This window comes from Pseudomonas sp. So3.2b (assembly GCF_019464415.1).
Lineage (GTDB): Bacteria > Pseudomonadota > Gammaproteobacteria > Pseudomonadales > Pseudomonadaceae > Aquipseudomonas > Aquipseudomonas shahriarae.
Genome location: NZ_CP080494.1, coordinates 2,268,340 through 2,293,574, shown reverse-complemented (window position 1 = coordinate 2,293,574; position 25,235 = coordinate 2,268,340). Strand labels below are relative to the sequence as shown.

The following is a 25,235-nucleotide window of genomic DNA, read 5'->3' as shown; positions in this document are numbered from 1 at the left end:
ACAGCAGCAGGCCTTCGGCCAACCACGGTGTGACTTGCGACGTTCAAAGACAGCGATAACTCGTTGTAGTTCTTGGTTTTTCTTATAAATCTACAGCTCTGATAGACTTTCCGGCCGCAGGCGGAGATAGCACCATGCAACTCATTGATATTGGCGTCAACCTGACCAACTCCAGTTTCGACGACAAACACCAGGCTGTGCTCGACCGCGCCTATGCCGCCGGCGTGGGCCAATTGGTTGTCACCGGCACCAGTGTGCAAGGCAGCGAACAGGCCCTGGAGCTGTGCCAGCGTTGGGACCAAAGCGCCCGACGGCTGTTCTCCACCGCCGGTATCCACCCCCATAGCGCCAGCGATTGGAACGCCGACAGCGCCCGGCAACTGCGTGACCTGCTCAGCCAGGAGCGGGTACGTGCCGTGGGTGAATGCGGGCTGGACTTCAACCGGGACTTCTCGCCCCGCCCCCAGCAGGAAAAGGTCCTCGAAGCCCACCTGGCACTGGCCGTCGAATTGCAACTGCCAGTGTTTCTCCACGAACGGGACGCCAACCAGCGCCTGCTGGAGATCCTGCGCGATTACCGCGATCAACTGCCCGCCGCCGTGGTGCACTGCTTCACCGGCGAACAGCGCGCGCTGTTCAGTTATCTCGATCTGGACCTGCATATCGGCATCACCGGCTGGATCTGTGACGAACGGCGTGGCACGCACCTGCACCCACTGGTCAGGGAAATCCCCCGGGGCCGCTTGATGCTGGAAAGCGATGCGCCCTACCTGCTGCCACGCACCCTGCGCCCCAAACCGAAGAACGGGCGCAATGAGCCGGCCTATCTGCCGGAAGTCTTGCGCGAAGTGGCCCTGCACCGAGAAGAAAGCCTGGAAGACCTGGCCCAGCACAGCACCGCCTGCGCCCGTGCGTTTTTCGGCCTGCCTGTGCCGGATTGACGCGGTGCATTGACCCATATCAACACCCCTTTTCCGGATAGCGGCACAATACTGGCACCTTGCCAATACTGTTTCCGCTATCAGAGAAAACCTTCCATGGGTGCCTGGCTTAGCAATATCTCGCTGAAGTACAAATTCTGGGCCGTGAATGCGGTCGCTTTCATCACCACCCTGCTGCTGGTGCTGTATGCCGTGCAGCTTGAACAACAGGCCCGCAGCCATGCCGCCCAAGCCTCGGCACAAGCCCAGGGCCGCTTGCTCAGCGCCTGGCCGGCCGGGCAGCCGCTGCCCCAGGGCGAGCACTGGCTGGCGTTTGCCCGGGGCCAGGCGCCCGAGTTGGCGGACCAGGACCTGTCAGCCCTGAGCGAAGCCAACGGTTGGGTCGAGTTCAATCATATGCCGCTGTTCGGCGAAAACCCGTTGCAGGGCGCCGAAGTCATCTCCCGCGCCGGTGGCCAACAAGTCGCCGTGCTGGCCTATGCGCCGAGCCTGAGCCAGGTGTTTACCGAGCGCTTTACCAACTACGCGGTGGCGGTGCTGATCCTGATGCTCGCCATGCTCTGTGCCTCGCAACTGTTGATCCGCTTTTTGCTCGCCCAACTCAACACCTTGAAAGACGTGATGCTGCACGTTGAGAAAACCGGCGACCTCTCGGCCCGCGTGCCCCTGGCGTGCAAGGACGAGGTCGGGCAGATGGCCAGTGCCTTCAACGCCATGCAGGCCGGCTACCAGCGGGTGGTCAGTACGGTAGCGCGCACCGCCAAACTGTTGGATGACGGCGCGGCACGCCTGGCCAGCAGCATGAATGAGGTGCAGCACGGCATGCTCGGCCAGCAAAGCGAGACCGATCAGGCGGCGACCGCGATCAATGAAATGACCGCCACCGTGTATCACATCGCCCAGCATGCCGGTGCCACTCGCGATTTGTCCCAGACCGCCGACACCTTGGCCGGCAGCGGTCAGGAAGTGGTAACCCGGGTTCAGCGCTCGATTGCCGGGTTGTCCACCGGTGTGCAGCAAACCGCAGAAATGATCCAGAAGCTGGCCGAGGACAGCCAGAAAATCAATGGCGTGGTCGGCGTGATCCACAGCATTGCCGAACAGACCAACCTGCTGGCCCTCAACGCCGCCATCGAAGCGGCCCGCGCCGGGGAAATGGGGCGCGGCTTTGCGGTGGTGGCCGACGAAGTGCGCAACCTGGCCAAGCGCGTGCAAAGCTCCACCGATGAAATCACCCGCATGGTCTCGGCCCTGCAGGCCGGCACCCGGGATGCGGTGGACTTTATGCAGGAAAGCTCGTTCAAGGCTGACGACTGTGTGCAACAGGCCCAGGAAGCCGGCGCTTCACTGGCCGAAATCACCAGCGCCGTGGCGCAGATGCGCGAGAGCAACACGCAGATTGCGGTGGCTGCCGAGCAGCAGAGCCATGTGGCCGAGGAGATGAACCGCGCGGTGGTGAGTATTCGCGATGTCACGGAAAACACCGTGCAACAGACCGTGGATTCGGCGACCACCAGCAATGAACTGGCAACCCTGGCCGGCGAGTTGAGCAAGGCCATCGGCCAACTCAAACTGTGACGTTTGACCGATCAGCCAGCGCCTGCCGCTGGCGGATCGATCAAAACGCTATAACCCCCATAGCCAACCCCAATTCGCCGCCCCTGCCCGCCCGACCTAAACTCTGTCCATCGAGTTTCAATGGACAGAGGATTTATCATCATGGGCAAACGTCACCCCAATCTCCCTGCCTGGCAATGGCGCGCCTACCCGCAGAACCATCAGCACCCGACCAACCTGGTGCTGCACCTGATTGCCGTGCCGCTGTTCATCGTCGGGTTTCTGCTGATTGTGTCCGGCGTGTTCAGCCTGAGCCTGGCCAGTTTCGCCATCGGTGTGGTCGGCGTACTCGCCGGCCTGGCGCTGCAACGCCACGGTCATAGCCTGGAAGCCCAGGCCAGCGAGCCGTTCAGTGATCGTAAAGATGCAGTGCAGCGCCTGGTGGTCGAGCAGTTCGTGACCTTTCCGCGTTTTGTCCTCAGCGGTGGCTGGTGGCACGCCTGGCGTCAGCGCCACCGCCACTGAGGCCGGGTCAGGCGAAGACCACCACCGTCTGGCGGCTGATAGCGATCAACTGGCCGTCAGGCCCCCACAACATCGCGGCAGCATGACCGTAACCGTCACGGGCATGCTCGATATGGACGTGGTACTGGCACCAGTCCAGGGTCGTCAACTGTGCCAGGGGCTGGATGAATTCGATGGTCCAGGTCAGCGTGCTGCCGGGTGCCGGCTTCTTCAGGTGCGGTAAAAGCGCCGGCGGCCAGGCATCCACCAGCGCGAGGATATGGGCTTCGGTCAAAGGCTCTTCTTTCACATCCCCCCGCAAGCGCACCCAGCCGCCCATTTCCCGGGATTTATTGCCGGTGAACGGCAAGCCACCGACGCTCCAGCGCATCGCCAAGTGGCGCATGAACTCAGGCGTCACGCCTTTGATATAGGGCAGTTCCTGGCACTCGTCCCAATGTTTGAAAGTCGGCGCGGGCAATGCCGGCACGTCGATCTCTGAAGGCCGCGATGCGCCGAAGCTGGCCTGGGCCAGGGTCATCACTTCACCGTCCTGCACCACCCGCCCCAACAACTGGCTGACGGCCTTGCCTTCGCGCAGTACTTCGACTTGATAACGGGCGGATACGTCGGGCGCCACGGGCCCGACAAACGTCACGGCCAACGAACGCAATGGGCGATCAGCCGGCACCTGGGCGCGCAACGCTTCGTATTGCAAGGCGGCAACCAGCCCGCCAAACGTGGCGCGACCCTGGGCCCACTCGGCCGGAATAGACACGTCCAACGGGTTGTTACGGGCAGCGTCGAGCAAATCACTAAAGCGCATGGCGACCTCACATCAAGAAAACCGATGAGCGATCTTAACCAGCGCGCCAGCCCGGTACAGCACTTATTCCGGCCAAATACCCAGACAGATAAGCCGCAGGCTCAGAAACAATCCGCCGCCAGCTTGTCGAGTACCCGATCGGCTTTGCCTTCAGCTTCGGCCATGGTCCGATGCCAGACTGCAACGCAAGGTTGCAAGTCTGCCTGGAGCCTGGCTTGCGCCAACCATTGCCAGCAGTCGTGCCAATCTCCCAGGGCGCCTTGGGCGGACTTGAGACGGGACATGGCCTTGGCCGGTACCTGGCCCAATTGCGGGTAGGCCTCGGCCGCGTAGCGCACGCGCTTGATCAACAAACGCAGGCGATGGCGGTCGTGGTCGGGATCGTGCAACGCCACCTCGAGAGCCTGCCATTGTTTGCCCAGGCGTTTTTCGATACGGGCGCGCAGGCGCTTGAGTAGTTTTTGATGCTGGGAGGCACGGATAAATCGCGGAAAGGCGGCCATGATCTGCAACAGTTGCGCCAATTCCGCGCTCTGGGCCACCTGCCGATAAGTCTGCGGCTGCTGGCGCAGACGCCGGGCCGCCGCTTCGTGATGGCCATGTTGCTGCAGGTAGGCCGCCAGCACTTCGCGGTCGCGCAGCGGCGTGGTCAATTGGCCGACCGCGCTGGCGGCGGCCTCCAATTGCTCGACGCCGGGCAGCCCGCGCAAAGGGCGCAACAGGCTGCGCAGGCGGCGCACGGTGGTGCGCAGGTCGTGCAGCGCCTCGTCATCGGTCACCGCCGCCAGGCGCGCCTGACAACTCAACAATCCGACTTCCAGGCCGATGACCTGGGCGACTAACTGATCCACCAACGCCGACATGCTGTTTCCCCTGTCAAACAACCGCCATACACCCGCACAAAACAGGCGCCTGGGACCACCTTAACCACTCCAACAACGCGTTACGCTGACGCGGATCAACGGCCCGCGCGCGACTCACGAATATAGAAACGGGCTTTTTGCGCTTTGCTGGCACAGCCTTCGAACGCTTCGAATTGCTGCTGGGTCTTGGCGCCAGTCAGCAACGACAGGGCCTTGGAATAGCTGACCGTACCGGCAAAACCTTCGGCCTTGGCCAGGTCCAGCTCGTGCCAGGCGGCATCCAGCTGGCTGCCGCAGCTATCACGATAGGCCGTTTTGCCGGCACAACCGGCCAGAGCCAACACAATCACAGGCAAACACATCCAGGCTTTCATCAATGACACCTCAAGAAAAGAAAACAGTCGTGGGATGTAGACGTTGCCTACATCGAAAAGTGCCTTATCACACAGCCTGAAATGCCCAGTGCTGATAGCCAAAGCATACCCGAGCAAATAGCTCGGCTTACGAAAATTATCGTTCTGCTCCGCTAGGATTGAAGCAGCCCCCTGCTTGGGTGCATTGTGGACAGCTGTTTTACGAAGGATCCAGTCATGAAAAAACGCGTTGCATTGGTCCTGGGCTCAGGCGGAGCAAGGGGTTACGCCCATATCGGGGTGATCGAAGAGATCGAAAAACGCGGCTATGAAATCGCCTGTATCGCCGGCTGCTCCATGGGGGCAGTGGTGGGCGGGATCTATGCCGCGGGCAAACTGCAGGACTACCGGAACTGGATCGAAAGCCTGGACTATCTGGACGTGCTGCGCCTGGTAGATGTGAGCTTTCGCCTGGGGGCGATACGCGGCGAAAAAGTCTTCGGGCAGATCCGCAAGATCGTCGGCGAGATCAATATCGAAGACCTGCGCATTCCCTACACGGCGGTCGCCACCGACCTGACCAACCAGCAGGAAATCTGGTTCCAGGAAGGCTGCCTGCACCAGGCGATGCGCGCCTCGGCAGCGATCCCCAGCCTGTTCACCCCGGTGATGCAAGGCAACCGCATGCTGGTGGATGGCGGCCTGCTCAACCCGCTGCCTATCGTGCCGGTGGTGTCGAGTCATTGCGACCTGATCATTGCGGTCAACCTCAACGCCACCAACCAGAAACACTACACCCTGCCGGTAATCCAGCGCCCGCCGGCGTTCAAGAGCCGCTTCGACAACCTGGTACGTTCACTGGGTTCCCATCTGCCGTTTCGGCGCAAGCAGGCCGAACAATTATTGTTGCTGGAACAGGAAGCGCTGCAGGCGCAGGCCGCCGATATCAACCCCTGGCTCGAAGGCGCCGAGCCGGAAGCCCAGCAACCGGCCGCAGCCCCGGAAACCGCTGGCGCCCCCAAGTCGGCAACCGGTTCGTTCATCATCGACAACGTCGGGCCGGCGTCGCTGCTGGATTTGATCAACCAGAGTTTCGAGGTGATGCAGACGTCGTTGGCCCAGTACAAAATTGCCGGCTACCCGCCGGATGTGCTGATCAACGTGCCCAAGCGCGTGTGCCGGTTCTTCGAGTTCTACAAGGCGCCGGAATTGATCGCGCTGGGGCGGGAGATTGCCAGCGATACGCTGGATCGGTATGAGAGTGAGCAGAGTTGAGATCTTCGCTGGGGCTTGAGGCCCTATCGCGGCATGGGTATCTACACAGCTCTTTCGTGGTTCTTGGGGTTGTGTACATATCCGTTGCTGCGGTCACGGCGGCTATTGGTTCCGCCCTTACGGCGGCTCACTTTTGGAAAAGAGCCCGGAGTGCCGGCCCAGCCAAAAGTAACCAAAAGGGCTCTTACCCCACCACTCGGCACCTCGCCTAGGCTCGGTGTGCCCGTCATCCGACATTGATTTGGGGGGCAGCGTGGTTTAACGGGGCGCCTAAGATCAAAATCACAAGCAAAGCGAGGCGGCCTGACAGCCGACCTGATCGCCGAAGCGTGCGCGTACCCTTGTGGGAGCTGGCTTGCCTGCGATGACGGTGTCTCAGCCAATACATTTATCGACTGATACACCGTCATCGCAGGCAAGCCAGCTCCCACAGGGGGAATGGAGCTTCGCGCCCCGGCTTTGGCATTGCTGTTGCTGTTGCTCTGCTTTTGATCTGGCTTTTGATCTTGATCTTGGGCGCCCCGTTAAACCACGCTGGCCGCAGGCAGGTATTGCGCAGTGGGCACCCCGGCATGGATGCCGGGGTAGCCGCGACACGGCCATGGATGGCCGATCGCGGCGGGCCCACGGAGCAATGCCTGACTGCGGGCATGCCGAGCCTAGGCGAGGCACCGAGTGGTGGGGCATGTAGCGTTTTGCTTACTTTGGCGCTTCTCCAAAGTGAGCCGCCGTAAGGGCGGAACCAATAGCCGCCGTAACCGCAAAAACGGATATGACACAACCCCAAGAACCACGAAAGAGCTGTGTAGATACCTATGCCGCGATGCCGCCGGCCCAGCAACCACAATCCCTCAGCCCTCAGCAGCCCCCAACAACCGATACCCCACCCCCGCCTCGGTCACGATAAAACGCGGCTGGGTCGGGTCATCCGCCAGCTTCTGGCGCAAGTGCCCCACCACAATCCGCAGGTAGTGGCTGTCTTCGGTATGGGTCGGCCCCCAGATATCCTTGAGCAACTGCTGCTGGGTAATCACCCGCCCAGGGTGGCGCGCCAGTTGCGCCAGCACCGCGTACTCCTTGCGGGTCAGGGCCACGTCGACACCCTCCAGCAGCACCCGCCGATAAGCCAGGTCGACCATCAGCGGGCCAAACTGCAGGGCGGCCTGCTGCGCCTCGCCGGTGGGCGCCTGGCGCAACAGCGCACGTACCCGGGCGAGAAACTCCTGGATGCCAAACGGCTTGGTCACGTAATCGTTGGCCCCACCGTCCAACGCCTGAACCTTCTGCCCTTCGCCGGCACGTACCGACAATACCAGCACCGGGGCCGTCGACCATTCGCGCAACTCGCGCAGCACCTGTTGACCGTCCATGTCCGGCAGGCCCAGGTCCAGCACCAGCAGGTCCGGCTTGCTCAAGGCCGCCTGGGCCAGCCCTTCGGCGCCGGTCCCGGCCTCGATTACTTTGTAGCCCTGGGAGGCCAGGCTGATGCGCAAGAACTTGCGGATCTGCGGCTCGTCATCAATGACCAAAATCGTCGCAGTCTGGTTCATGGTGTTCCATCACAATCACTGAAAAAAGTTAAGAGTAGCGCACCGCGTCTCACGCTTCACTGTCCGGGCTCGGCTGGGTCTGCAACGGCAGGAACAGGGTGATGCACGTGCCCCGCCCGTCGATGCCATCGGTCACGCTGATATGCCCGCCGTGGGCGCCGACCATACCCTGGCAGATTGCCAGGCCGAGCCCGGTGCCCTGCCCGCCCCGGTCGCCCCGTGCGGCGGTGTAGAACATATCGAAAATCTTCGCCCGCTCTTCCTCGGGAATACCCGGACCTTCATCACTGACGGAAAAAAACACCGCCTGCTCGGCGACGCCAGCACGCAGTTGCAAGCGGCCATGGGGCGGTGAAAAACGCGCGGCGTTTTCCAGCACATTGACCAACGCCTGCTCGATCAAGGCGGCATGCACATACAGCAATGGCAACTCTGGCGGCACATCGGTACTCACCTGCAACGGCGCCAGCACTGCACGCAAACGGCCGAGGGAGCTGCCGACGATATCGCCGGGCGACACCCAGTCCCGCGCCAGCTTCAAGGCGCCATGGCCGAGGCGGGTCATGTCCAGCAGGTTCTGGATATAGCGGTCCAGGCGCTCGGCTTCGTCGCGGGTGCCTTCCAGCAACTCGCGGCGATCTTCCAGGGGAATGGCTTCGCCCAGGGCCAGCAGGCTGTCGATGCTGCCGCGCATGGAGGTCAGCGGCGTGCGCAAGTCATGGGACACCGAGGCCAGCAAGGCACTGCGCAGTTGCTCGGTCTCGCCATGCAAACGGGCGGCCTCCAGGTTCTGCGCCAACTGGGCGCGGGCCAGGGCCTGGGCCAATGGCTGGCTCAAGGCCGTGAGCAGGCGCCGACGTTGGCCACTGAGCTCCAGGCCAGCTTTGGGGCTGACGCCGAGCAGGCCCAGCGGACCGTTTTCAGCAGACAACGGCCACCACCACCAACGCCCAAACGGCAAGGTACCGGTGCCCATGCCCGCTGGCTGGTCGTGCTGCCAGGCCCAGTCGGCGGCGGCGCGCTCGGCCTCGGTAAAGATGAGTGGCCCGCCGGTCTCGACCTTCCACTCACCGGGCCCGTCGCGATTGACCAGGCACAACTGCAAATCGCTCCAGCCCTGCAGATGATGAGCCGCTGCGCTGATCACCGCCTGGCGATCAGTGGCAGCGGTGAGTTTGCGCGACAGGTCGAGCAGTTCGCTGGTTTCTTCCTGGGTGTCGCGCAGGGCCTGCAATTGCCGACGCTGGCGGGCGGCGAGGTTGCCGGTCAGCGCCGCCATCAGCAGGAAGAACAGCAAGGTCAGCACATCTTCTTCACGCTGGATAGCGAAGGAGAAATTCGGCGGAATAAACAAAAAGTCATAGGTCAGGAACGACAGCGCAGCGCAGGCCAATGCCGGACCCAGGCTGCTGCGCACCGCCACCAGCAGCACTGCGGCGAGGAACACCAGAGAGATGTTGGGCAGCGGCAGGACACTCGACACCGCCCACGCCAACGCACTGGCCAGCACCGTTGCCAGCAGCGCCAGGGCGTAATCGAACCACACTAGGCCACGCACATCGGGCAAACGCGGCGCGGCGGGTGTTCCATCGCTGTCGAGGATATTGATTTCCAGGCCCCGGGCATTGCGCAACAAACGCGCCGCCAGGCCGCCACCGAACAGCCGGCGCCGCCAGCGCGGGCGCGACTGCCCCACCAGCACCAGGCTGGCACGGCGCTCGGCAGCATGCTGAATCAGGGTCTTGGCCACCTCGCCGGCACGCAGCAACACCACTTCGCCCCCAGACGCTCGGCCAGTTGCTGGGCATTTTGCAGCCTCAGCCGAGACTGTTCGTCACGCACCCGGCCGTTGTCCACATGCACCAGGCTCCAGGGCAGATGCCGGCGCTGGGCCACACGGCTGGCGTGACGCACCAGGCGTTCGGCCTCGGCGTCGCCATCCACCCCCACCAGCAAGCGCCCGCGCACCGCGGGCGCGGCCTGGCCCAATTGCCGGTAGCCCTGGGCCAGATCGTCATCGACGTGCGCGGCGGCAGTCTGCATCGCCAACTCGCGCAGGGCCATGAGGTTGGTCTGGGTAAAGAATGCGTCGATGGCCGCGCGCGCCTGCTCCGGCACATAGACCTTGCCGTCGCGCAGGCGCTCCAGCAGCTCGCGGGATGGCAGGTCGATCAGCAGTAACTCATCAGCCTCCTGCAAGACCCAGTCCGGCAGGGTTTCGCGTACCTGCACGCCGGTGATGCCACGTACCTGATCGTTGAGGCTTTCCAGGTGCTGGACGTTGACCGTGGTGAACACGTTAATACCGGCGGAGAGCAGCTCCTGAATGTCCTGCCAGCGCTTTTCGTGGCGGCTGCCGGGGGCGTTGCTGTGGGCCAGTTCGTCCACCAGCACCAGCTTGGGCTTGGTGGCGAGCAAGCCGTCGAGGTCCATTTCTTCGAGCATCACCCCACGGTATTCCGAGCGCAGCAGCGGCTGCTGGGGCAAGCCACTGAGCAAGGCCTCGGTCTCGGCACGGCCATGGGTCTCGACCACCCCGGCCACCACTTTGACGCCCTGGCGCAACTGGGTGTGGGCGGCCTGGAGCATGGCGTAGGTCTTGCCCACGCCCGGTGCGGCACCGAGGAATACCTTGAGCCGGCCACGGCCGTGCTTGGGTAGGTCGGCTAGGAGGGCGTCGGCGCGGCCGGAGTCACTCATGGGGCAGTCTTCTTTCAGTTAGGGATGTTGGGTACATGCAGCCGCCATCGCGGGCAAGCCCGCTCCCACATCCGGAATGCATTCCAAGTGTGGGAGCGGGCTTGCCCGCGATGGCGGCGCAACGGTCTACAACTTTTCCAGCGCCATATTCAGCGCCAGTACATTCACCACCGGCGGCCCCACCAGCGGCTGTTCGATATGCTCGTCCATCAAGCGCTCCAGGGTCGACACCGGCAACTGACGTGCCGCCGCCACCCGCGCCAGTTGATAGGCAATTGCCTGCGGTGGCAAGTGTGGATCAAGACCGCTGCCGGAGGTAGTCAAGAGTGCCAGGGGCACCGGGCCCTGGCCGGGGCCCTGGATTTTCGCGGCGTCGTCAAACACCCGCGTTGCCAGCGCCGGGTTGCTCGGGCCGAGGTTGCTGGCACTGCTGGACACGGTGGCAAACGCACCCGCCGAAGGCCGCGAGTGGAACCAGCGCTCGCCGGTAAATTCCTGGGCAATCAGGCTGGAACCGCGCACCTTGCCTTCGGCGTCACGCACCAGGCTGCCATTGGCCTGGTCGGGAAAGGCCACCTGGGCGACGCCGGTCACTACCAACGGATAGGCCACGCCCGTGATCAGGGTCATCAATACCAACAGGCTCAAGGCCGGACGGATCATGCTGGACATTTCATCTTCCTCAATTGATTCGTGACCTGTAGGAGCCAGCTCCTACAGGGTTGGGTCAGACCAGGTGCAGCGCTGTCAGCAGCATGTCGATCGCCTTGATCCCGGCGAACGGCACCACAAGCCCGCCCACGCCATAGATCAACAGGTTGCGTCGCAGCAGCGCCGCCGCACTCGCCGCCTGCACCCGCACACCGCGCAGGGCCAGGGGGATTAGCACCACGATGATCAGCGCGTTGAACACAATCGCCGAAAGGATCGCGCTCTGCGGGCTGTTCAGGTGCATCACGTTAAGCACCCCCAGTTGCGGGTAGATCGAGGCAAACAGCGCCGGCAGGATGGCGAAGTACTTGGCGACGTCGTTGGCAATCGAAAAGGTGGTCAGCGCACCACGGGTCACCAGCAATTCCTTGCCGACCTGCACCACGTCCAGCAGCTTGGTCGGGTCGCTGTCGAGGTCGACCATGTTCGCCGCTTCGCGCGCCGCCTGGGTGCCGTCATTCATGGCCATGCCCACGTCCGCCTGGGCCAGGGCCGGGGCGTCGTTGGCACCGTCGCCACACATGGCCACCAGGCGCCCGTCGTTCTGCTCGTGGCGGATGCGCGCCAGTTTCTTCTCCGGCGTGGCTTCCGCCAGCACATCATCCACACCCGCTTCGGCGGCAATCGCGGCGGCGGTCAATGGGTTATCGCCGGTCACCATCACCGTGCGGATCCCCAGCTTGCGCAGCTCGGCAAAGCGCTCACGGATACCCGGCTTGACCACGTCCTTGAGGTGGATCGCGCCGAGCAATTTACCGTCGGCACACACCAGCAACGGAGTGCCGCCGCTCTGGGCGATCTTGTCGACTTCCCGGGACAGCGCGGGCAGCAGGTCTTGGCGTTGCTGACCGATAAACGCCAGCAGCGAATCGACAGCGCCTTTACGGTAGACGCGGCCCTGGTAATCCACCCCAGACAAGCGCGTTTCGGCGCTGAACGGCACGCCGGTCAGCTCTTGCACGGAGGGCTCGGTGTAAGGATGCAAGGCGCGCAGGTATTCGACGATGGATTTGCCTTCTGCCGTATCGTCCGCCAGCGAGGCCAGCAGCGCGCCTTCGGCCAATTCCTTGCCATTGACGCCAGGCGCGGCATAGATGCCTGCACAGCGCCGGTTACCGAAGGTGATGGTGCCGGTCTTGTCCAGCAACAGCACATGCACGTCCCCCGCCGCTTCCACGGCGCGCCCGGACTTGGCGATCACGTTGAGGCGCACCAGGCGGTCCATGCCGGCGATGCCGATGGCCGATAACAGGCCACCGATGGTGGTGGGAATCAGCGTGACCAGCAGCGCCACCAGGAACACCAGGGGCAGGCTGCCATTGGCGAAATAGGCGAAGGGTTGCAAGGTCACGACCACCAGCAGGAAGATCATGGTCAAGCCGATCAGCAGGATATCCAGCGCCACTTCGTTGGGGGTTTTCTGGCGTTTGGCGCCTTCCACCAGGGCGATCATGCGGTCGAGTGTCGATTCACCGGGGTTGGCGGTGATACGAATCACCAGCCAGTCCGAGACCAGCCGGGTATTGCCGGTGACGGCCGAGCGGTCGCCGCCGGATTCGCGGATCACCGGTGCGGATTCACCGGTAATCGCCGCTTCATTGACCGCCGCAATACCCTCGATGACTTCGCCGTCGCCAGGGATCATTTCCCCGGCCGCAACCCGCACCACATCACCTTTGCGCAGGCTGGTGGCGGGCACTACCGTAAAGCTGCCGTCTGCCTCCTGGCGTCGTGCACTCAGGCCTTCACTGCCAGCCTTGAGGCTGTCGGCACGGGCCTTGCCACGGCCCTCGGCCAGGGCTTCGGCGAAGTTGGCGAACAGCACGGTGAACCACAGCCACAGGGCGATCTGCACTGCGACAAAAGTCGGCACGCTGCTGTCCGGCACCAGGCACAGCACCGTGGTGAGGATTGCGGTCAGCTCGACCACCAGCATCACCGGCGAACGCTTCAACTGGCGCGGGTCCAGCTTGACGAACGCCTGGATCAGCGCCGGGCGCCACAGGGCCGAGATCGCGGTCTTGGCCGACTCCTGAGTCTTGACCGGAGCAGCATTGTTTACAGGCATATTCATGTTCATACCCCTTAGAAGCCCATGCTCAGGTGTTCAGCGATAGGGCCCAGTGCCAGCGCCGGCAGGAAGGTCAGGCCGCCCACCAGCAAAATGGTCACGGTCAACAACGTCACGAACAACGGGCCGTGGGTCGGGAAACTGTCCTGGCCAATCGGTGCGCTTTTCTTCATCGCCAGGCTGCCGGCGAGGGCCAGGATCGGGAGGATGTAGCCGAAGCGCCCGATCAACATGCCCAAGCCCAGCATCAGGTTATGAAACGGGGTATTGGCGCCCAGGCCACCAAAGGCCGAACCGTTGTTGGCACTGGCCGAGGTGTAGCCATAGAGCAACTGGCTGAAGCCGTGGGGGCCGGGGTTGCTGATGGTTGCAGCAGTGGCCGGCACGCTGGTGGCAATCGCGCCGAGCACCAGTACGCCAACGGGCATCACCAACAGGGTCACCACCAGCAGTTGCACTTCCCGGGCCTGGAGTTTCTTGCCGAGGTATTCCGGAGTGCGGCCAATCATCAAGCCGGCGAGGAACACCGCGATCAGCACGTTGAGCAGCATGCCGTACATACCGGCACCGACGCCGCCGAAGATCACTTCGCCGACCATCATATTGACCAGCGCCACCATCCCGCTCAGGGGGCTGAGGCTGTCCTGCATGCCGTTGACCGAACCGTTGGACGCTGCCGTGGTGGTCACCGACCACAACACGGTGGCGGTGGTGCCGAAACGCACTTCCTTGCCTTCCAGCGGTGCAGTCTGCTCGACGGCCGGGTTGTTCAGGGTCGGATTGGGCTGGTGCTCGGACCACAGCGACACCGAGCCGCCAATCAGGAACAACGCGAGCATGCAGCCGAGAATCGCCCGGCTCTGGCGCAGATCCTTGACGTAATGGCCGAAGGTAAACACCAGAGCCGCCGGGATCAGGATGATCGCCGCCACTTCAAACAGGTTGGCCCAGGCCGTCGGATCTTCGAACGGGTGCGCCGAGTTGACCCCGAAGAAGCCACCGCCGTTGGTCCCCAGTTGCTTGATCGCAATCTGGCTGGCGGCCGGGCCGAGTGGGATCACCTGATCAACGCCTTGCATCGTCAGGGCATCAACATAGTGAGCGAAGGTCTGTGGCACGCCCTGCCAGACCAAAAACAACGCCAGCACCAGGCACAATGGCAGCAAGCCATAGAGGGTGGCGCGGGTCATATCCACCCAGAAATTGCCCAGGGTGCTGGCGGACTTGCGACCAATCCCACGGCAAAGGGCGACAAGCACCGCAAGGCCAGTGGCCGCACTGACAAAGTTCTGCACGGTCAGGCCGGCCATCTGGCTCAGGTAGCTGAGGCTGGCTTCACCGCTGTAGGACTGCCAGTTGGTGTTGGTCATGAAACTGACGGCGGTATTGAACGCCTGCGTCCATTCCTGCCCAGGCAACTGCTGCGGGTTGAGCGGCAGGTAGTCCTGGAACAACAGGATCGCAAACAACAACAAAAAGCCCGCCAGGTTGAAGGCCAGCAGGGCCAGGGCGTACTTCTGCCAACTTTGCTCTTGTTGCGCATCGACCCCGGCCAAGCGATAACACACGCGCTCGACCGGCCCGAACACTGGCGTAAGCCAAGTGCGCTGCCCTTCCATCACCTTGTAGTAGAACCGCCCCAGAAATGGCGCTGGAACCAGCACCACGGCGAAGAAGGCGATGATCAGCCAATAGTCATAACTGTGCATAGCCGCTCCTAGCCCCGATCCGCGCGCAACAGCGCGACCAGCAGATAAATGAATAGCGCCACGGCCAATAGCAGTGACACCCCATCCAGAACACTCATGGAAGTTTCTCCGTCAGACGGCGACTGCCGCGTATGGAGGTATTGTCCGCAGGAGGGGCGTAAAGGAACGAGGGCGAGGGGGTGGAGGGGGCGTAAAGATGGCGTAAAGAGTGGGTTGGGCGTGAGGTTTTCGGGGCTGTTGAGGCCGCTATCGCGGGCAAGCCCGGCTCCCACAGTTGACCGGGTGCATCCTTGGGAATACGGCCAAATGCGGCAGCCGGGCTTGCCCGCAATAGCATCAGCCTATCCGCCGCCGCCCTACCCTGGTGCACGGAATTACGGTCGCAAACAACAAACTATCTCCCGGGCGACAGTTCCTGCCCTTTACGACGCCCTTTTCCAAGCTGGCATGGCCGCTGCAATGTCCTGAAACATTCCAAACCGTTCTGGGAGCAGCGCAATGAACACCCAACTCAAGCCCACCTTGGGCACCTTGCATTTGTGGGGCATCGCCGTGGGGCTGGTGATCTCCGGCGAATACTTTGGCTGGAGCTATGGCTGGGGCGTGGCCGGGACGCTGGGCTTTTTGGTGACGTCATTGATGGTCGCTGCCATGTACACCTGTTTCATCTTCAGCTTCACCGAACTGACCACCGCAATTCCCCATGCCGGCGGGCCGTTTGCCTACAGCCGGCGGGCGTTCGGCGAGAAAGGCGGGCTGATCGCCGGGCTGGCCACCTTGATCGAGTTCGTCTTCGCGCCTCCGGCGATTGCCCTGGCCATCGGCGCCTACCTGAATGTGCAATTCCCGGCACTCGACCCGAAACACGCAGCGGTCGGGGCGTACTTTGTGTTCATGGGCTTGAATATTCTCGGGGTGAAACTGGCCGCGACCTTCGAGCTGGTGGTGTGCGTGCTGGCCGTGGCCGAACTGTTGGTCTTTATGGGCGTGGTGGCACCGGCATTCAGCTTCAGCAACTTCGCCCTCAACGGCTGGGCGGGTGCCGACACCTTTGGCGCGCCGGCGATAGCCGGGATTTTTGCCGCGATCCCCTTCGCCATCTGGTTCTTCCTCGCCATCGAAGGCGCCGCCATGGCCGCCGAAGAAGCCAAGGACCCCAAGCGCACGATTCCCAAGGCTTATATCAGCGGCATCCTGACCCTGGTGTTTTTGGCCATGGGTGTAATGTTCTTTGCCGGCGGCGTGGGCGACTGGCGCACCCTGTCGAACATCAACGACCCCTTGCCCCAGGCAATGAAAACCGTGGTGGGTGAAAGCTCCGGCTGGCTGCACATGCTGGTGTGGATCGGCCTGTTTGGCCTGGTGGCCAGCTTCCACGGCATCATCCTCGGCTACTCGCGCCAGTTCTTCGCCCTGGCCCGCGCCGGCTACCTGCCCTCCTCCCTGGCCAAGCTGTCACGCTTCCAGACACCCCACCGGGCCATCCTCGCCGGCGGCGTGGTGGGCATCGCCGCCATCTACAGCGACGGCCTGATCAACCTCGGCGGCATGACCCTGACCGCCGCGATGATCACCATGGCCGTGTTCGGCGCCATCGTCATGTACATCATGAGCATGCTCAGCCTGTTCAAGCTGCGTAAGAGCGAACCGTTGCTGGAACGCACCTTCCGCGCTCCGGGCTACCCGATCGTGCCGGCCATTGCGCTGATCCTGGCGCTGGTCTGCCTGGTGGCCATGGCGTGGTTCAATACCCTGATCGGCCTGATCTTCCTCGGGTTCATGGCCGCAGGTTTCATCTACTTCCAACTGACCGCCCAAGACCGCGCCGATGCGCCAGCGGATGCGATGTTGACCGGGCTCTAAACCAGCGAGGCAGAACGGGCCTACAATGGAACGACTGACGAAAGCCGTCACTCAAAGCTGATAGTGCCGTGGGGAATCTTCCCCACGGCAGTCGGCCTCAAGGAGAGCCCTATGCCCTGGTATGCCTGGTTGATCATGGTGGTCGCCATCGGTTCGATCGTTGGTGGCTTGCTGATGCTGCGTGACAGCGCCAACAAAGTGGAACTGACCGACGAACAACGCAAACGCGTCGCCGAGCGCAATGCTCAGGCCGACGCCAAGGATGCGCAGGATCGCTGAAACAAACGCCCCGTGCTGACCGTTACCGGCAGCACGCCAGGCGAGTCGATCTAGATTAGGGCAAATTTGTAATCGGTCCGCGAAACAGCACCAAACCTTGGTTAATATGGCCCGATGTTTCAGAGGGCCCTCTCATGCGCTACTCGCACAATCACAAAGCTCAAACCCACCAGCGCATCATTAAAGAGGCATCCGTGCGCTTTCGCCGCGACGGCATTGGCGCAACCGGCCTGCAACCCCTGATGAAAGCCTTGAACCTGACCCATGGCGGGTTCTACGCCCACTTCAAATCCAAGGACGAACTGGTGGAAAAGGCCCTGCAAGCCGCCTCCGCCGAACTGGACGCGCATTGCGCGATGCTCTTCAACCAGGAACGACCACTGGAAGCCTTTATCGACAGTTACCTGTCAGAGTGGCATCACACCTCCCCCGACCAAGGCTGCCCGTTGCCCACCATGTCCTCGGAGCTGGGACAGCGCGGGCAACAGAGCCCCACCACCGATACAGTCCTCGACGCCCGGCTCAAGCAAATCGAAACCGCATTGGGCAGCCCCAATGCCGATGAACAAAGCCTGGTGATGATGTCGACACTGGTGGGGGCATTGGTCCTGGCGCGCAGTGTCGAAAACCCGGAACTGGCGACACGCATCCTCGACGTAGTGCGAGAAAACCTGAAAACCGGGATCAATACAGCCCCGGCAGACATAAAAAAGGCCGGTCAATGACCGGCCTCCTGCCTTGATTACTTAACCTCCAGCCTGTCGCGATTCTTCTCCAGCAGCGACTTGCCAATCCCCTTCACTTCCAGCAACTCATCCACCACCGTGAACGATCCATTGGACTCGCGATAAGCAATGATCGCCTTGGCCTTGGCGGCGCCAATGCCGAACAGATCACGGCGCAGGGTTTCAGCGTCTGCTGCGTTGAGGTTGACCTTGGGGGTGGGTTGTTCGCTTGCACTCAACTGGGCCGCGAGCGGCTGCGGCGTCTCGGGCCTGGCCGATGGGGCAGCGATCGACGCGGCGGACAAGCTGGTGAGGAAGGCAAAAAGCAGGGAGGAAAAAACGGATCTACGCATTAGAGACGCTCCATGACATCAATGGGAAAAGCAGCTTTCCGAAGCTGCTTTTCAAACTTAGGCGATGTGAGGAGGGTGTCAAAAATGGAGCTATTGCAAGATGTAGCGATACCCGATTTAGCGCTCAAAAATCGACAAATGATTTCGATAATCTCCAGATTTGACTATAGATAGCACTTTTCGACTAAGACATAGGAACGTATCATGTCTATCCGGCCCTAAGCATCGTCAGCCCGAAGCAAAAATTCGAACCAGCGCCTGCAAAAAAAACATGTACCATATATTAACGCGACCAGTTAAACGGAAAAAACATGAACTTAGAATCAAAAACTGTAAGGCTGCGACTCATCGAAGAGAGCGATGCCGAATTTGTTCTGAAGCTGCGCCTCGATAACAATTACAACCAGTTCCTCTCTTCTGTAAACCCAAGTATTGAGGCTCAAAGAGAGTGGATCAACAAGTACAAGGGCGATGAGCAGAAAGGCATTCAATATTACTTCATTATTGAACGCCTTGATGGCGTACCTTGCGGCACAGTCAGACTTTATGACTTCAAAGGAAATTCATTTTGTTGGGGAAGTTGGATTCTCAACGAAGACAAGACCAGATATGCAGCCCTGGAAAGTGCGTTCCTGGTTTATCAGTTTGCCTTTGAAAATCTCGAATTTGAAAAATCACACTTTGATGTTAGAAAAGGAAATGATCGAGTCATTTCCTTTCATGAGAAAATGGGAGCAATCAAGACAGGTGAAACCGAACTCGATTTTCTCTTTGAAATCACCAAAGACGCAGTCAATAAAACCAGACTCCGTCTATCGAGCAAAATATAAAGCCAACTTGCCAGGCATTATGCCTGGCAACATTTACGCACACTATGCGCACTAAGGCTCCAGGCGACGCTGCTGGTAGATCCAGTCCACGATCTCGCCATCCGGAGCATATCCACTGACTGTATCGCGTAGCAGTTGACGGACCCTGCTGTAGTCGTCCGCGTCGACCGCCGCGAGTAGCTCTGTCAACTTCCCTTTAAGTATCTCCCAATCCAGATGATCCTCGTTGGCACTCATGATCATCGGATGCTGGGTGGCCACTACGTTGTCGCCAATCAGCAGTTCTTCGTAGAGTTTTTCACCGGGACGCAACCCGGTGAACTCAATGGCAATATCACCATGAGGGTTTCTATCCGAGCGAACACTCAAGCCAGACAGATGAATCATCTTCTCTGCCAGCTCGACGATTCTCACCGGCTCGCCCATATCGAGCACGAACACATCCCCGCCCTGCCCCATTGAGCCTGCCTGGATCACCAACTGGGCCGCTTCAGGGATAGTCATGAAGTAACGCGTGATCTTCGGGTGAGTGACCGTGAGCGGTCCACCAGATTTGATCTGCTTGTGAAACAACGGAATAACCGAGCCGGACGAACCCAGTACATTGCCAAAGCGGACCATCGTGAAACGGGTCTTGTTGACGCGGGAAATATTAGCCTTGTCGTCAAACAATACCGGTGCCAATTCACGGCTCAACGCCTGCAACGTCAATTCGGCCAAACGCTTGGTACTGCCCATCACATTGGTCGGGCGCACAGCCTTGTCCGTGGAAATCAGAACAAAGTTGGAGACCCCCGCCTGCAGCGCCGCCTGGGCGGTGTTCAATGTACCAATGACATTGTTCAGAACGCCCTCTGCAATGTTGTGCTCAACCATCGGTACATGCTTGTAAGCTGCCGCATGATAGACCGTATCAACACGCCAGGTTTTCATGATGTCGAGCAATTTTGCCTGGTTACGCACTGAACCGAGGATCGGTAGCACGCGAACAGGCAGCGACTCACGGGAGATACGCTGCTCAAGCTCGGACAGGATGCTGTAAAGATTGAATTCACTGTGTTCGAACAGCAACAAAGTAGTAGGACTCAGTGCCAGGATCTGCCGGCATAGCTCTGAACCAATGGAACCTCCCGCCCCCGTCACCAGAACGCTCTGCCCCTTTATGCAATGCTCCAGCAACTCGCCCTGGGCTGGCACGGCATCACGCCCGAGCAAGTCGGCAATGTCTACTTCCTGAATGTCATCGACCTTTACCCGGCCACTGGCAAGATCCATGAAACCCGGGACGCTGCGTACGTGCAGGGGAAACCCTTCCAACAGGCCAAGAATTTCACGACGCCGCGCACGATTGGACGACGGAATGGCCAGCAGGATTTCCTGGGCCCCCGTCGTGTCGATCATCTGTTGAATGTGCTTAGGCTTGAACACCTGGAGGCCGGAAATGACGCGATCCGAAATGCTGCTGTCGTCATCAATAAACGCCACCGGGCGCATGACACGCCCCATCCGAAGCGCAGCAACCAGTTGATTACCGGCAGCACCTGCGCCGTAGATCGCAACCTTGGTCAAGCCATCATCACGGCTGGTAAACGGTACATGCTGGGCTGCTGCAAACCAATCACCCAGAAAATACTGGCGCATGGCCAAGCGCAAACCGCCAATCATGATCAGACTGAGCCACCAGTAGTTGAACACGATAGAGCGTGGTACGACGTTTTCGTGGTTACTGTACCAATAGACGACAACCCCAAGAATCAGTGCCGACAGGCTGACCGCCTTGATAATCGCGATAAGCGCATCGTTACCGAAGTACCGCATCACGGCGCGATACATGCCAAAACGAATAAACAGCGGGATCGAGACGATTGGCGCGCTGATGAACAGCCATGAATGCAACACGACGGGGTTGACCAACTCGTCGATCCCCAGACGAACCACAAATGCCATCCAGAGGGCGAGCCAGACCAGCACGATGTCGGCAATGACCTGGAGGATGCGTTTGCGTCTGCGAGGAAGGCTCAGCAAATATGCCCGTAATTTATCCATGTTGTTCCCGACTACCCCTTACTGCATACAATTGAAAAAACGCCCGGCTGGAGACTTCCGACAGTTATTCTGATCAGGCGTAAAAAGCATGTTGCCACGGTTTAGCTCCTTGATACTAAGAATGTAAAGCCCGCAGAAAAAAAACTGCCGGTAATTTACATATATCAGTGCCGAATCCAAGCCCACCTAGCAGCAAGGAAAATTGACGCTTTGGCCAGCGGCGCTACTCTCTCTGCCCTGCACTATATTTGACAGCCAGGAATACTAGGGGAAGATACGCAATAACTGTCCCCACCCCTGCGTCCAGCCCAAAAAGCGCCACCGCCAATGCCAACGGCAACAGCCAAACTACATTGATAACGGCAACCGCAAGTGTGACGGGCAGATGGCGGCCATATTGGCGGCTGGCAAATTGGTAGGCATGGCTGCGATGGGCCTCATAGACTTTATCGCCCCGGGCAAGCCGTCGGATGAGAGTAAAGGTCGCATCCACGATAAAGACACCCAGCATGATCAGCCAAGCGAAGAAAAACTCACTGCCGGCCCAGGCGGCCTGAACAGAAAGACCTCCCAGAATGATCCCCAGAAACCCACTACCTGCGTCGCCCATGAAAATACGGGCCGGCGGGAAATTCCAATACAGGAAGCCAGCCACAGAAGCACTCAACAACAAGGGTGCCCACATCATCGACGGCTGCCCGCTCAAAAAGTAAATCAGCGTCAGCGCGAGACAGGCACAGATAGCCTGCAGACTGGCAAGACCGTCAATACCGTCCATGAAGTTGTAGAGATTCAGCATCCAGACCAGGTAAAACACGGCCAGGACATGGCCTACCCAACCAAGATCGAACGTAACGCCAAAAGCTGAAATTGCCGGTAGTCCCTGCATCCAGGACAACATCCAGATCGCGGCGGCAAAATGCCCCAACAAGCGCCAACGAGCGGCGATATGACCATGATCGTCCATAAAGCCGATGATTGCGATCAACAACCCTGCACCTAGCAGAGCAGCACTCTCAGCAACCGTTATCAACTGGGCACCCGCCAGCCACACGAGTGCAAAGGCAAACGTCAGTACAATCGCCACTCCCCCACCGCGAGGGGTGGGGACCGTGTGCGAACTGCGAGCATTGGGAATATCAATGATGCTGCGACGCAACGCGTATTGACGCAAGAGCGCCGTCAGCGCCAGGGAAACCAAGGCGACAATGGGAAAGATGTACCAGTACTTCATTCAGTTCGCTCGCTGACATAGTGTTGCGCAGTAACAGCAAGACCTTGCTCGAGTGTAAGTGGCGGCTGCCAACCCAACACCTGGCGCGCCTTGGTGACATCGACTTGCAGCGAGCCGCAAAGACGTTGGGACAGCGCTTCTTTGCCTAACAAAGTCGCCCCCCAGACAAGTACCCACTGTGGAACCGGTATCAACCTGGCTGGGGCGCCCAGGGCTTTTGCAAGTTTACGTAGCAGCTCACTAGTCGACACGTCATCCCCGTCGCTCGCCAAGAAGGTCTCATTGGACGCAGCCGGGTGAGTCGTACAGGTCAAGATCAGGCTCACGAGATTGTCCAGCGCAACGAGGCTTCTTTGGTTGCGTATGGCACCAAATGGCAGAGGAACGCGCTTCACGAGCCATTTCATCATGCTTTCAAAGTTGGCTTTGACTCCCGGTCCATACACAAGTACCGGTCGGATTATCACCACTTCAAGCCCGGTCTCAAGCGCAAGAGCTTTCAACGCCTCCTCCGCCTCCATCTTGGAAACACCATAAGGATCAACGGGCGCCGACGGGTCTGTTTCGCGAAAAGGTCGGCCCGGGGCGGTTTGCTCGCCGTTGACTTTCACCGAACTGACGAACACAAAGCGCCTGGCTCCTGCGGACGCTGCGCTACGGGCCAACGCAAGGGTATGCCCGACATTGACCCGCCGAAACGCCGCAAGAGGATCCGTTTCGGTGTCGTTCATGACGTGAACGCGTGAAGCGAGATGAACAACAACATCTACGCCCTGCAAAGCTGGGTGCTCTGGTGACACAGCCGAGAAATCGGCAAGCACGACGTACTCGACATCAGAAGCAGAAGCATCCGGCAGACGACGGACAAGGGCACGCACCTGATAATCAGCGCTCCCCTGCAATTGTTGAATCAGATGACGGCCGACAAAACCGCTGCTGCCGGTGACCAATAACTGGGTTTTCATTTCTTTTGCCTCAAAACCGCCAACACCAGACACAAACCAGCGAATACCAACTTATCCCGTGGGCGTCTGCGGCACTTCGCGGCACTGGTCGCCAAGCGCAGCAGGTCCAGGCGCCCCAGCCCGATCCAGCGCCGGACAAAAGGTTCGTTAGCCATACCGACCATGCCGGCGATCAGTGCTGCTTGATTCAGCCACCAACCATCTAACACTTGGGAAAGGCGTTTCTTGAACGCCTTTGAGCCGCTATTCACCCCGACCTGGTTACCACCGTGCTGGCGATAGCGCATATAAGGCCGGCTATCGATCACCCACTTGAATCCGTGTGAACGGCTATAGGCATAACAATACCAATCATGCAGCGTCACCCCCTGTACTTGTACAAAACGACTGTTGATATGCTGTTGAAGCTCAACAAATAGACGCTGGGAAAAGACGTAAGTGCACCCAGGGCCGGCTGCCTCGAACAAATGATCGTACGCAACCTGAGGCTGCGATTTGACAATGGTCGACTCACGACCATCAGGCCAGAATGCCGTTACATTGCCGGAGTAGCCGTCAGCCCCTGTATCGTTCATGTGCTGCGTGGCGCTGACAAGTTTATCTGGCAGCCAGATATCGTCCTGGTCGGCGAATGAAAAATAATCAAAGTCTTCAGTGGGTGCTTCATTGACCAGGCGGAAAAAGTTTCGTGCCGCACCACCAAATTTTTCACCGTGGGCCAGGGATTTGACCCTTGAGTCTCTCTGGCACAGTTGATCGACCCATTCTTCGGTACCGTCGTTGGAGCTGTCCACACTGATCAGAATCGAGACGGATACGCCCACTTGCCCCAAGATCGAGTCAACTTGTTCGGCCATCCAACGCATACCGTTGTAGGCAGCGAGCAGAACCAGAATACGTGGCTGCATCAGAATCCACCCTTAGTACTTGATCCAAAAACAATCCTTGAAAAATTACGTCCTGAAAATAGCATTCAACGCACCCCGCCCAACTTTTTCTGCCAGCCATGGCTTACGCCGCGAATCATCATTCTCAGCGATTTGAGCTTATTGTCGTCAATCAGCAGATTAACGAAAAAACGCAGTACCAATGCAGACAGCAGACGTTTTTTCCAACAGGTCGGCGTATGGCGCATACGGCAAACAGCGACGGTATTACGAAAGAAAAAATAACGGCGCACGGGGGAGTATCTAAAAAAACTCAAGCCAAAAATCTTGACGGGAGGAGCATCAGACAATGCATGGCCCATTTCCACATTCAGGCAACCATACAACGTATAGCCCTGATCACGGACCCGAAAGCACCACTCCGTATCCGTAAAGTCGACGAACATACCTTCGTCATAGCGAATACCTTCGATCCACGCCCGAGTGCTGATGAACATCCCCGAGGTAATGAGCGCATCCGCTTTTACCAAGCCGTGCTCATCATCAGAGCTGAAAACCGGCTTGATTGCGCCGTTGATTGAACTGTAAAAAGGGAAATTGATTTTCTTTCCATCACGACGGTCAAAAAACGCCGGGCTAACAGCAATACAACTGGCATCCTTTGCCTTGGCGCTCATCATCGCCTGATACAACCGCGCAATCAGATCGGGTTCAGCATGACTGTCCTGGTCGAACGTCACGACGTATTGCATACCCGCTTCAATCGCCATGGCAAAGCCGGTATTGAGCGCGGTGCCCAACCCCTGGTTGCCATTGAGCGAGACATAGTTGACCCGCGCACGCACTTCAGGCTCCTGCGCCAGAAATGATTCGCTCCCGCCGTTATCGACCAACACCAGAAACTCAACCTGAGCTGCCAGGGAAGTCAGCAGCTCATCAAGTATCTTAATATCGGGATTATAACCGACGACTATTGCTGCAACAGTATTCAAC

The 25,235-nt window shown here is 59.8% G+C and carries 22 protein-coding genes and 1 pseudogene; 8 read left to right on the top strand and 15 right to left on the bottom strand.

Going from position 1 to position 25,235, the window contains the following annotated elements; genetic code table 11:
* The first annotated feature begins 134 nt into the window (after positions 1-134).
* From K1X80_RS10470 to K1X80_RS10460, 3 genes are all read left to right on the top strand, one after another.
* The gene (locus K1X80_RS10470; RefSeq protein WP_057958920.1) at positions 135-941 is read left to right on the top strand and encodes a TatD family hydrolase; all 807 of its coding nucleotides are present in this window, start codon (positions 135-137) and stop codon (positions 939-941) included.
* A 96-nt stretch (positions 942-1,037) separates the two neighbouring features.
* The gene (locus K1X80_RS10465; protein ID WP_057958919.1) at positions 1,038-2,519 is read left to right on the top strand and encodes a methyl-accepting chemotaxis protein; all 1,482 of its coding nucleotides are present in this window, start codon (positions 1,038-1,040) and stop codon (positions 2,517-2,519) included.
* A 141-nt stretch (positions 2,520-2,660) separates the two neighbouring features.
* Entirely contained in the window at positions 2,661-3,023 is a 363-nt protein-coding gene (locus K1X80_RS10460; protein ID WP_057439198.1) for an Mpo1-like protein, read from the top strand.
* A gap of 7 nt (positions 3,024-3,030) precedes the next feature.
* Here the strand turns inward: K1X80_RS10460 and K1X80_RS10455 are convergent, their stop codons facing one another.
* From K1X80_RS10455 to K1X80_RS10445, 3 genes are all read right to left on the bottom strand, one after another.
* On the bottom strand, positions 3,031-3,828 hold the full coding sequence (locus K1X80_RS10455) for an acyl-CoA thioesterase II (RefSeq protein WP_169989346.1): 798 nt from the start codon (positions 3,826-3,828) through the stop codon (positions 3,031-3,033).
* A gap of 101 nt (positions 3,829-3,929) precedes the next feature.
* The gene (locus tag K1X80_RS10450) at positions 3,930-4,691 is read right to left on the bottom strand and encodes a CHAD domain-containing protein (protein ID WP_057958917.1); all 762 of its coding nucleotides are present in this window, start codon (positions 4,689-4,691) and stop codon (positions 3,930-3,932) included.
* A gap of 95 nt (positions 4,692-4,786) precedes the next feature.
* Positions 4,787-5,065 (bottom strand): hypothetical protein, encoded by a 279-nt coding sequence (locus K1X80_RS10445; RefSeq protein WP_057958916.1) that lies wholly within the window; start codon positions 5,063-5,065, stop codon positions 4,787-4,789.
* A gap of 216 nt (positions 5,066-5,281) precedes the next feature.
* Between K1X80_RS10445 and K1X80_RS10440 the strand changes: the two genes are divergently transcribed.
* The gene (locus tag K1X80_RS10440) at positions 5,282-6,319 is read left to right on the top strand and encodes a patatin-like phospholipase family protein (protein ID WP_057439200.1); all 1,038 of its coding nucleotides are present in this window, start codon (positions 5,282-5,284) and stop codon (positions 6,317-6,319) included.
* Positions 6,320-7,170: 851 nt separating this feature from the next.
* Here the strand turns inward: K1X80_RS10440 and K1X80_RS10435 are convergent.
* The 6 genes and pseudogenes from K1X80_RS10435 to kdpF form a co-directional block, all read right to left on the bottom strand.
* Positions 7,171-7,869: a response regulator gene (locus K1X80_RS10435; RefSeq protein ID WP_057439201.1), complete on the bottom strand. Its 699-nt coding sequence runs from the start codon at positions 7,867-7,869 to the stop codon at positions 7,171-7,173.
* A 49-nt stretch (positions 7,870-7,918) separates the two neighbouring features.
* Positions 7,919-10,569 (bottom strand): annotated as a pseudogene (locus tag K1X80_RS10430) (DUF4118 domain-containing protein).
* Between the two features lie 126 nt (positions 10,570-10,695).
* Positions 10,696-11,241 carry a potassium-transporting ATPase subunit KdpC gene (kdpC, locus tag K1X80_RS10425; RefSeq protein ID WP_057439203.1) on the bottom strand — a complete coding sequence of 182 codons (546 nt, stop codon included), beginning with the start codon at positions 11,239-11,241 and terminating at the stop codon, positions 10,696-10,698.
* Positions 11,242-11,296: 55 nt separating this feature from the next.
* The gene (gene kdpB, locus K1X80_RS10420) at positions 11,297-13,360 is read right to left on the bottom strand and encodes a potassium-transporting ATPase subunit KdpB (RefSeq protein WP_120732371.1); all 2,064 of its coding nucleotides are present in this window, start codon (positions 13,358-13,360) and stop codon (positions 11,297-11,299) included.
* A gap of 5 nt (positions 13,361-13,365) precedes the next feature.
* Positions 13,366-15,060, bottom strand: a complete 1,695-nt coding sequence (gene kdpA / locus K1X80_RS10415) for a potassium-transporting ATPase subunit KdpA (RefSeq protein WP_057958911.1) — start codon at positions 15,058-15,060, stop codon at positions 13,366-13,368.
* A gap of 8 nt (positions 15,061-15,068) precedes the next feature.
* The gene (gene kdpF / locus K1X80_RS10410) at positions 15,069-15,158 is read right to left on the bottom strand and encodes a K(+)-transporting ATPase subunit F (RefSeq protein ID WP_032863112.1); all 90 of its coding nucleotides are present in this window, start codon (positions 15,156-15,158) and stop codon (positions 15,069-15,071) included.
* A gap of 400 nt (positions 15,159-15,558) precedes the next feature.
* On the opposite strand from kdpF, the gene eat reads away from it, so the two are divergent.
* From eat to K1X80_RS10395, 3 genes are all read left to right on the top strand, one after another.
* Entirely contained in the window at positions 15,559-16,923 is a 1,365-nt protein-coding gene (gene eat / locus K1X80_RS10405) for an ethanolamine permease (protein ID WP_057439205.1), read from the top strand.
* Between the two features lie 111 nt (positions 16,924-17,034).
* A complete protein-coding gene (locus K1X80_RS10400) occupies positions 17,035-17,202 on the top strand; it encodes a DUF2897 family protein (protein ID WP_081044204.1) in 168 nt (55 codons plus the stop codon).
* A 134-nt stretch (positions 17,203-17,336) separates the two neighbouring features.
* Positions 17,337-17,927, top strand: coding sequence for a TetR/AcrR family transcriptional regulator (locus K1X80_RS10395; protein ID WP_120732366.1), 591 nt, complete (start codon positions 17,337-17,339; stop codon positions 17,925-17,927).
* 17 nt (positions 17,928-17,944) lie between these two features.
* Here the strand turns inward: K1X80_RS10395 and K1X80_RS10390 are convergent, their stop codons facing one another.
* Positions 17,945-18,280 carry a helix-hairpin-helix domain-containing protein gene (locus K1X80_RS10390; protein WP_120732365.1) on the bottom strand — a complete coding sequence of 112 codons (336 nt, stop codon included), beginning with the start codon at positions 18,278-18,280 and terminating at the stop codon, positions 17,945-17,947.
* Between the two features lie 311 nt (positions 18,281-18,591).
* On the opposite strand from K1X80_RS10390, the gene K1X80_RS10385 reads away from it, so the two are divergent.
* Entirely contained in the window at positions 18,592-19,110 is a 519-nt protein-coding gene (locus K1X80_RS10385) for a GNAT family N-acetyltransferase (RefSeq protein WP_120732364.1), read from the top strand.
* Positions 19,111-19,161: 51 nt separating this feature from the next.
* Here the strand turns inward: K1X80_RS10385 and K1X80_RS10380 are convergent, their stop codons facing one another.
* The 5 genes from K1X80_RS10380 to K1X80_RS10360 all read right to left on the bottom strand — a co-directional run bounded on the left by K1X80_RS10380 (position 19,162) and on the right by K1X80_RS10360 (position 25,234).
* On the bottom strand, positions 19,162-21,156 hold the full coding sequence (locus K1X80_RS10380; protein WP_220172877.1) for a nucleoside-diphosphate sugar epimerase/dehydratase: 1,995 nt from the start codon (positions 21,154-21,156) through the stop codon (positions 19,162-19,164).
* A gap of 223 nt (positions 21,157-21,379) precedes the next feature.
* A complete protein-coding gene (locus K1X80_RS10375) occupies positions 21,380-22,390 on the bottom strand; it encodes a glycosyltransferase family 4 protein (RefSeq protein WP_169989352.1) in 1,011 nt (336 codons plus the stop codon).
* Positions 22,387-23,355, bottom strand: coding sequence for an SDR family oxidoreductase (locus tag K1X80_RS10370; RefSeq protein ID WP_169989353.1), 969 nt, complete (start codon positions 23,353-23,355; stop codon positions 22,387-22,389). The genes K1X80_RS10375 and K1X80_RS10370 overlap by 4 nt, the downstream gene beginning before the upstream one ends.
* Positions 23,352-24,263 (bottom strand): glycosyltransferase, encoded by a 912-nt coding sequence (locus tag K1X80_RS10365; protein WP_220172876.1) that lies wholly within the window; start codon positions 24,261-24,263, stop codon positions 23,352-23,354. The genes K1X80_RS10370 and K1X80_RS10365 overlap by 4 nt, the downstream gene beginning before the upstream one ends.
* A gap of 65 nt (positions 24,264-24,328) precedes the next feature.
* A complete protein-coding gene (locus tag K1X80_RS10360; RefSeq protein ID WP_169989355.1) occupies positions 24,329-25,234 on the bottom strand; it encodes a glycosyltransferase family 2 protein in 906 nt (301 codons plus the stop codon).
* Position 25,235 lies beyond the last annotated feature (1 nt).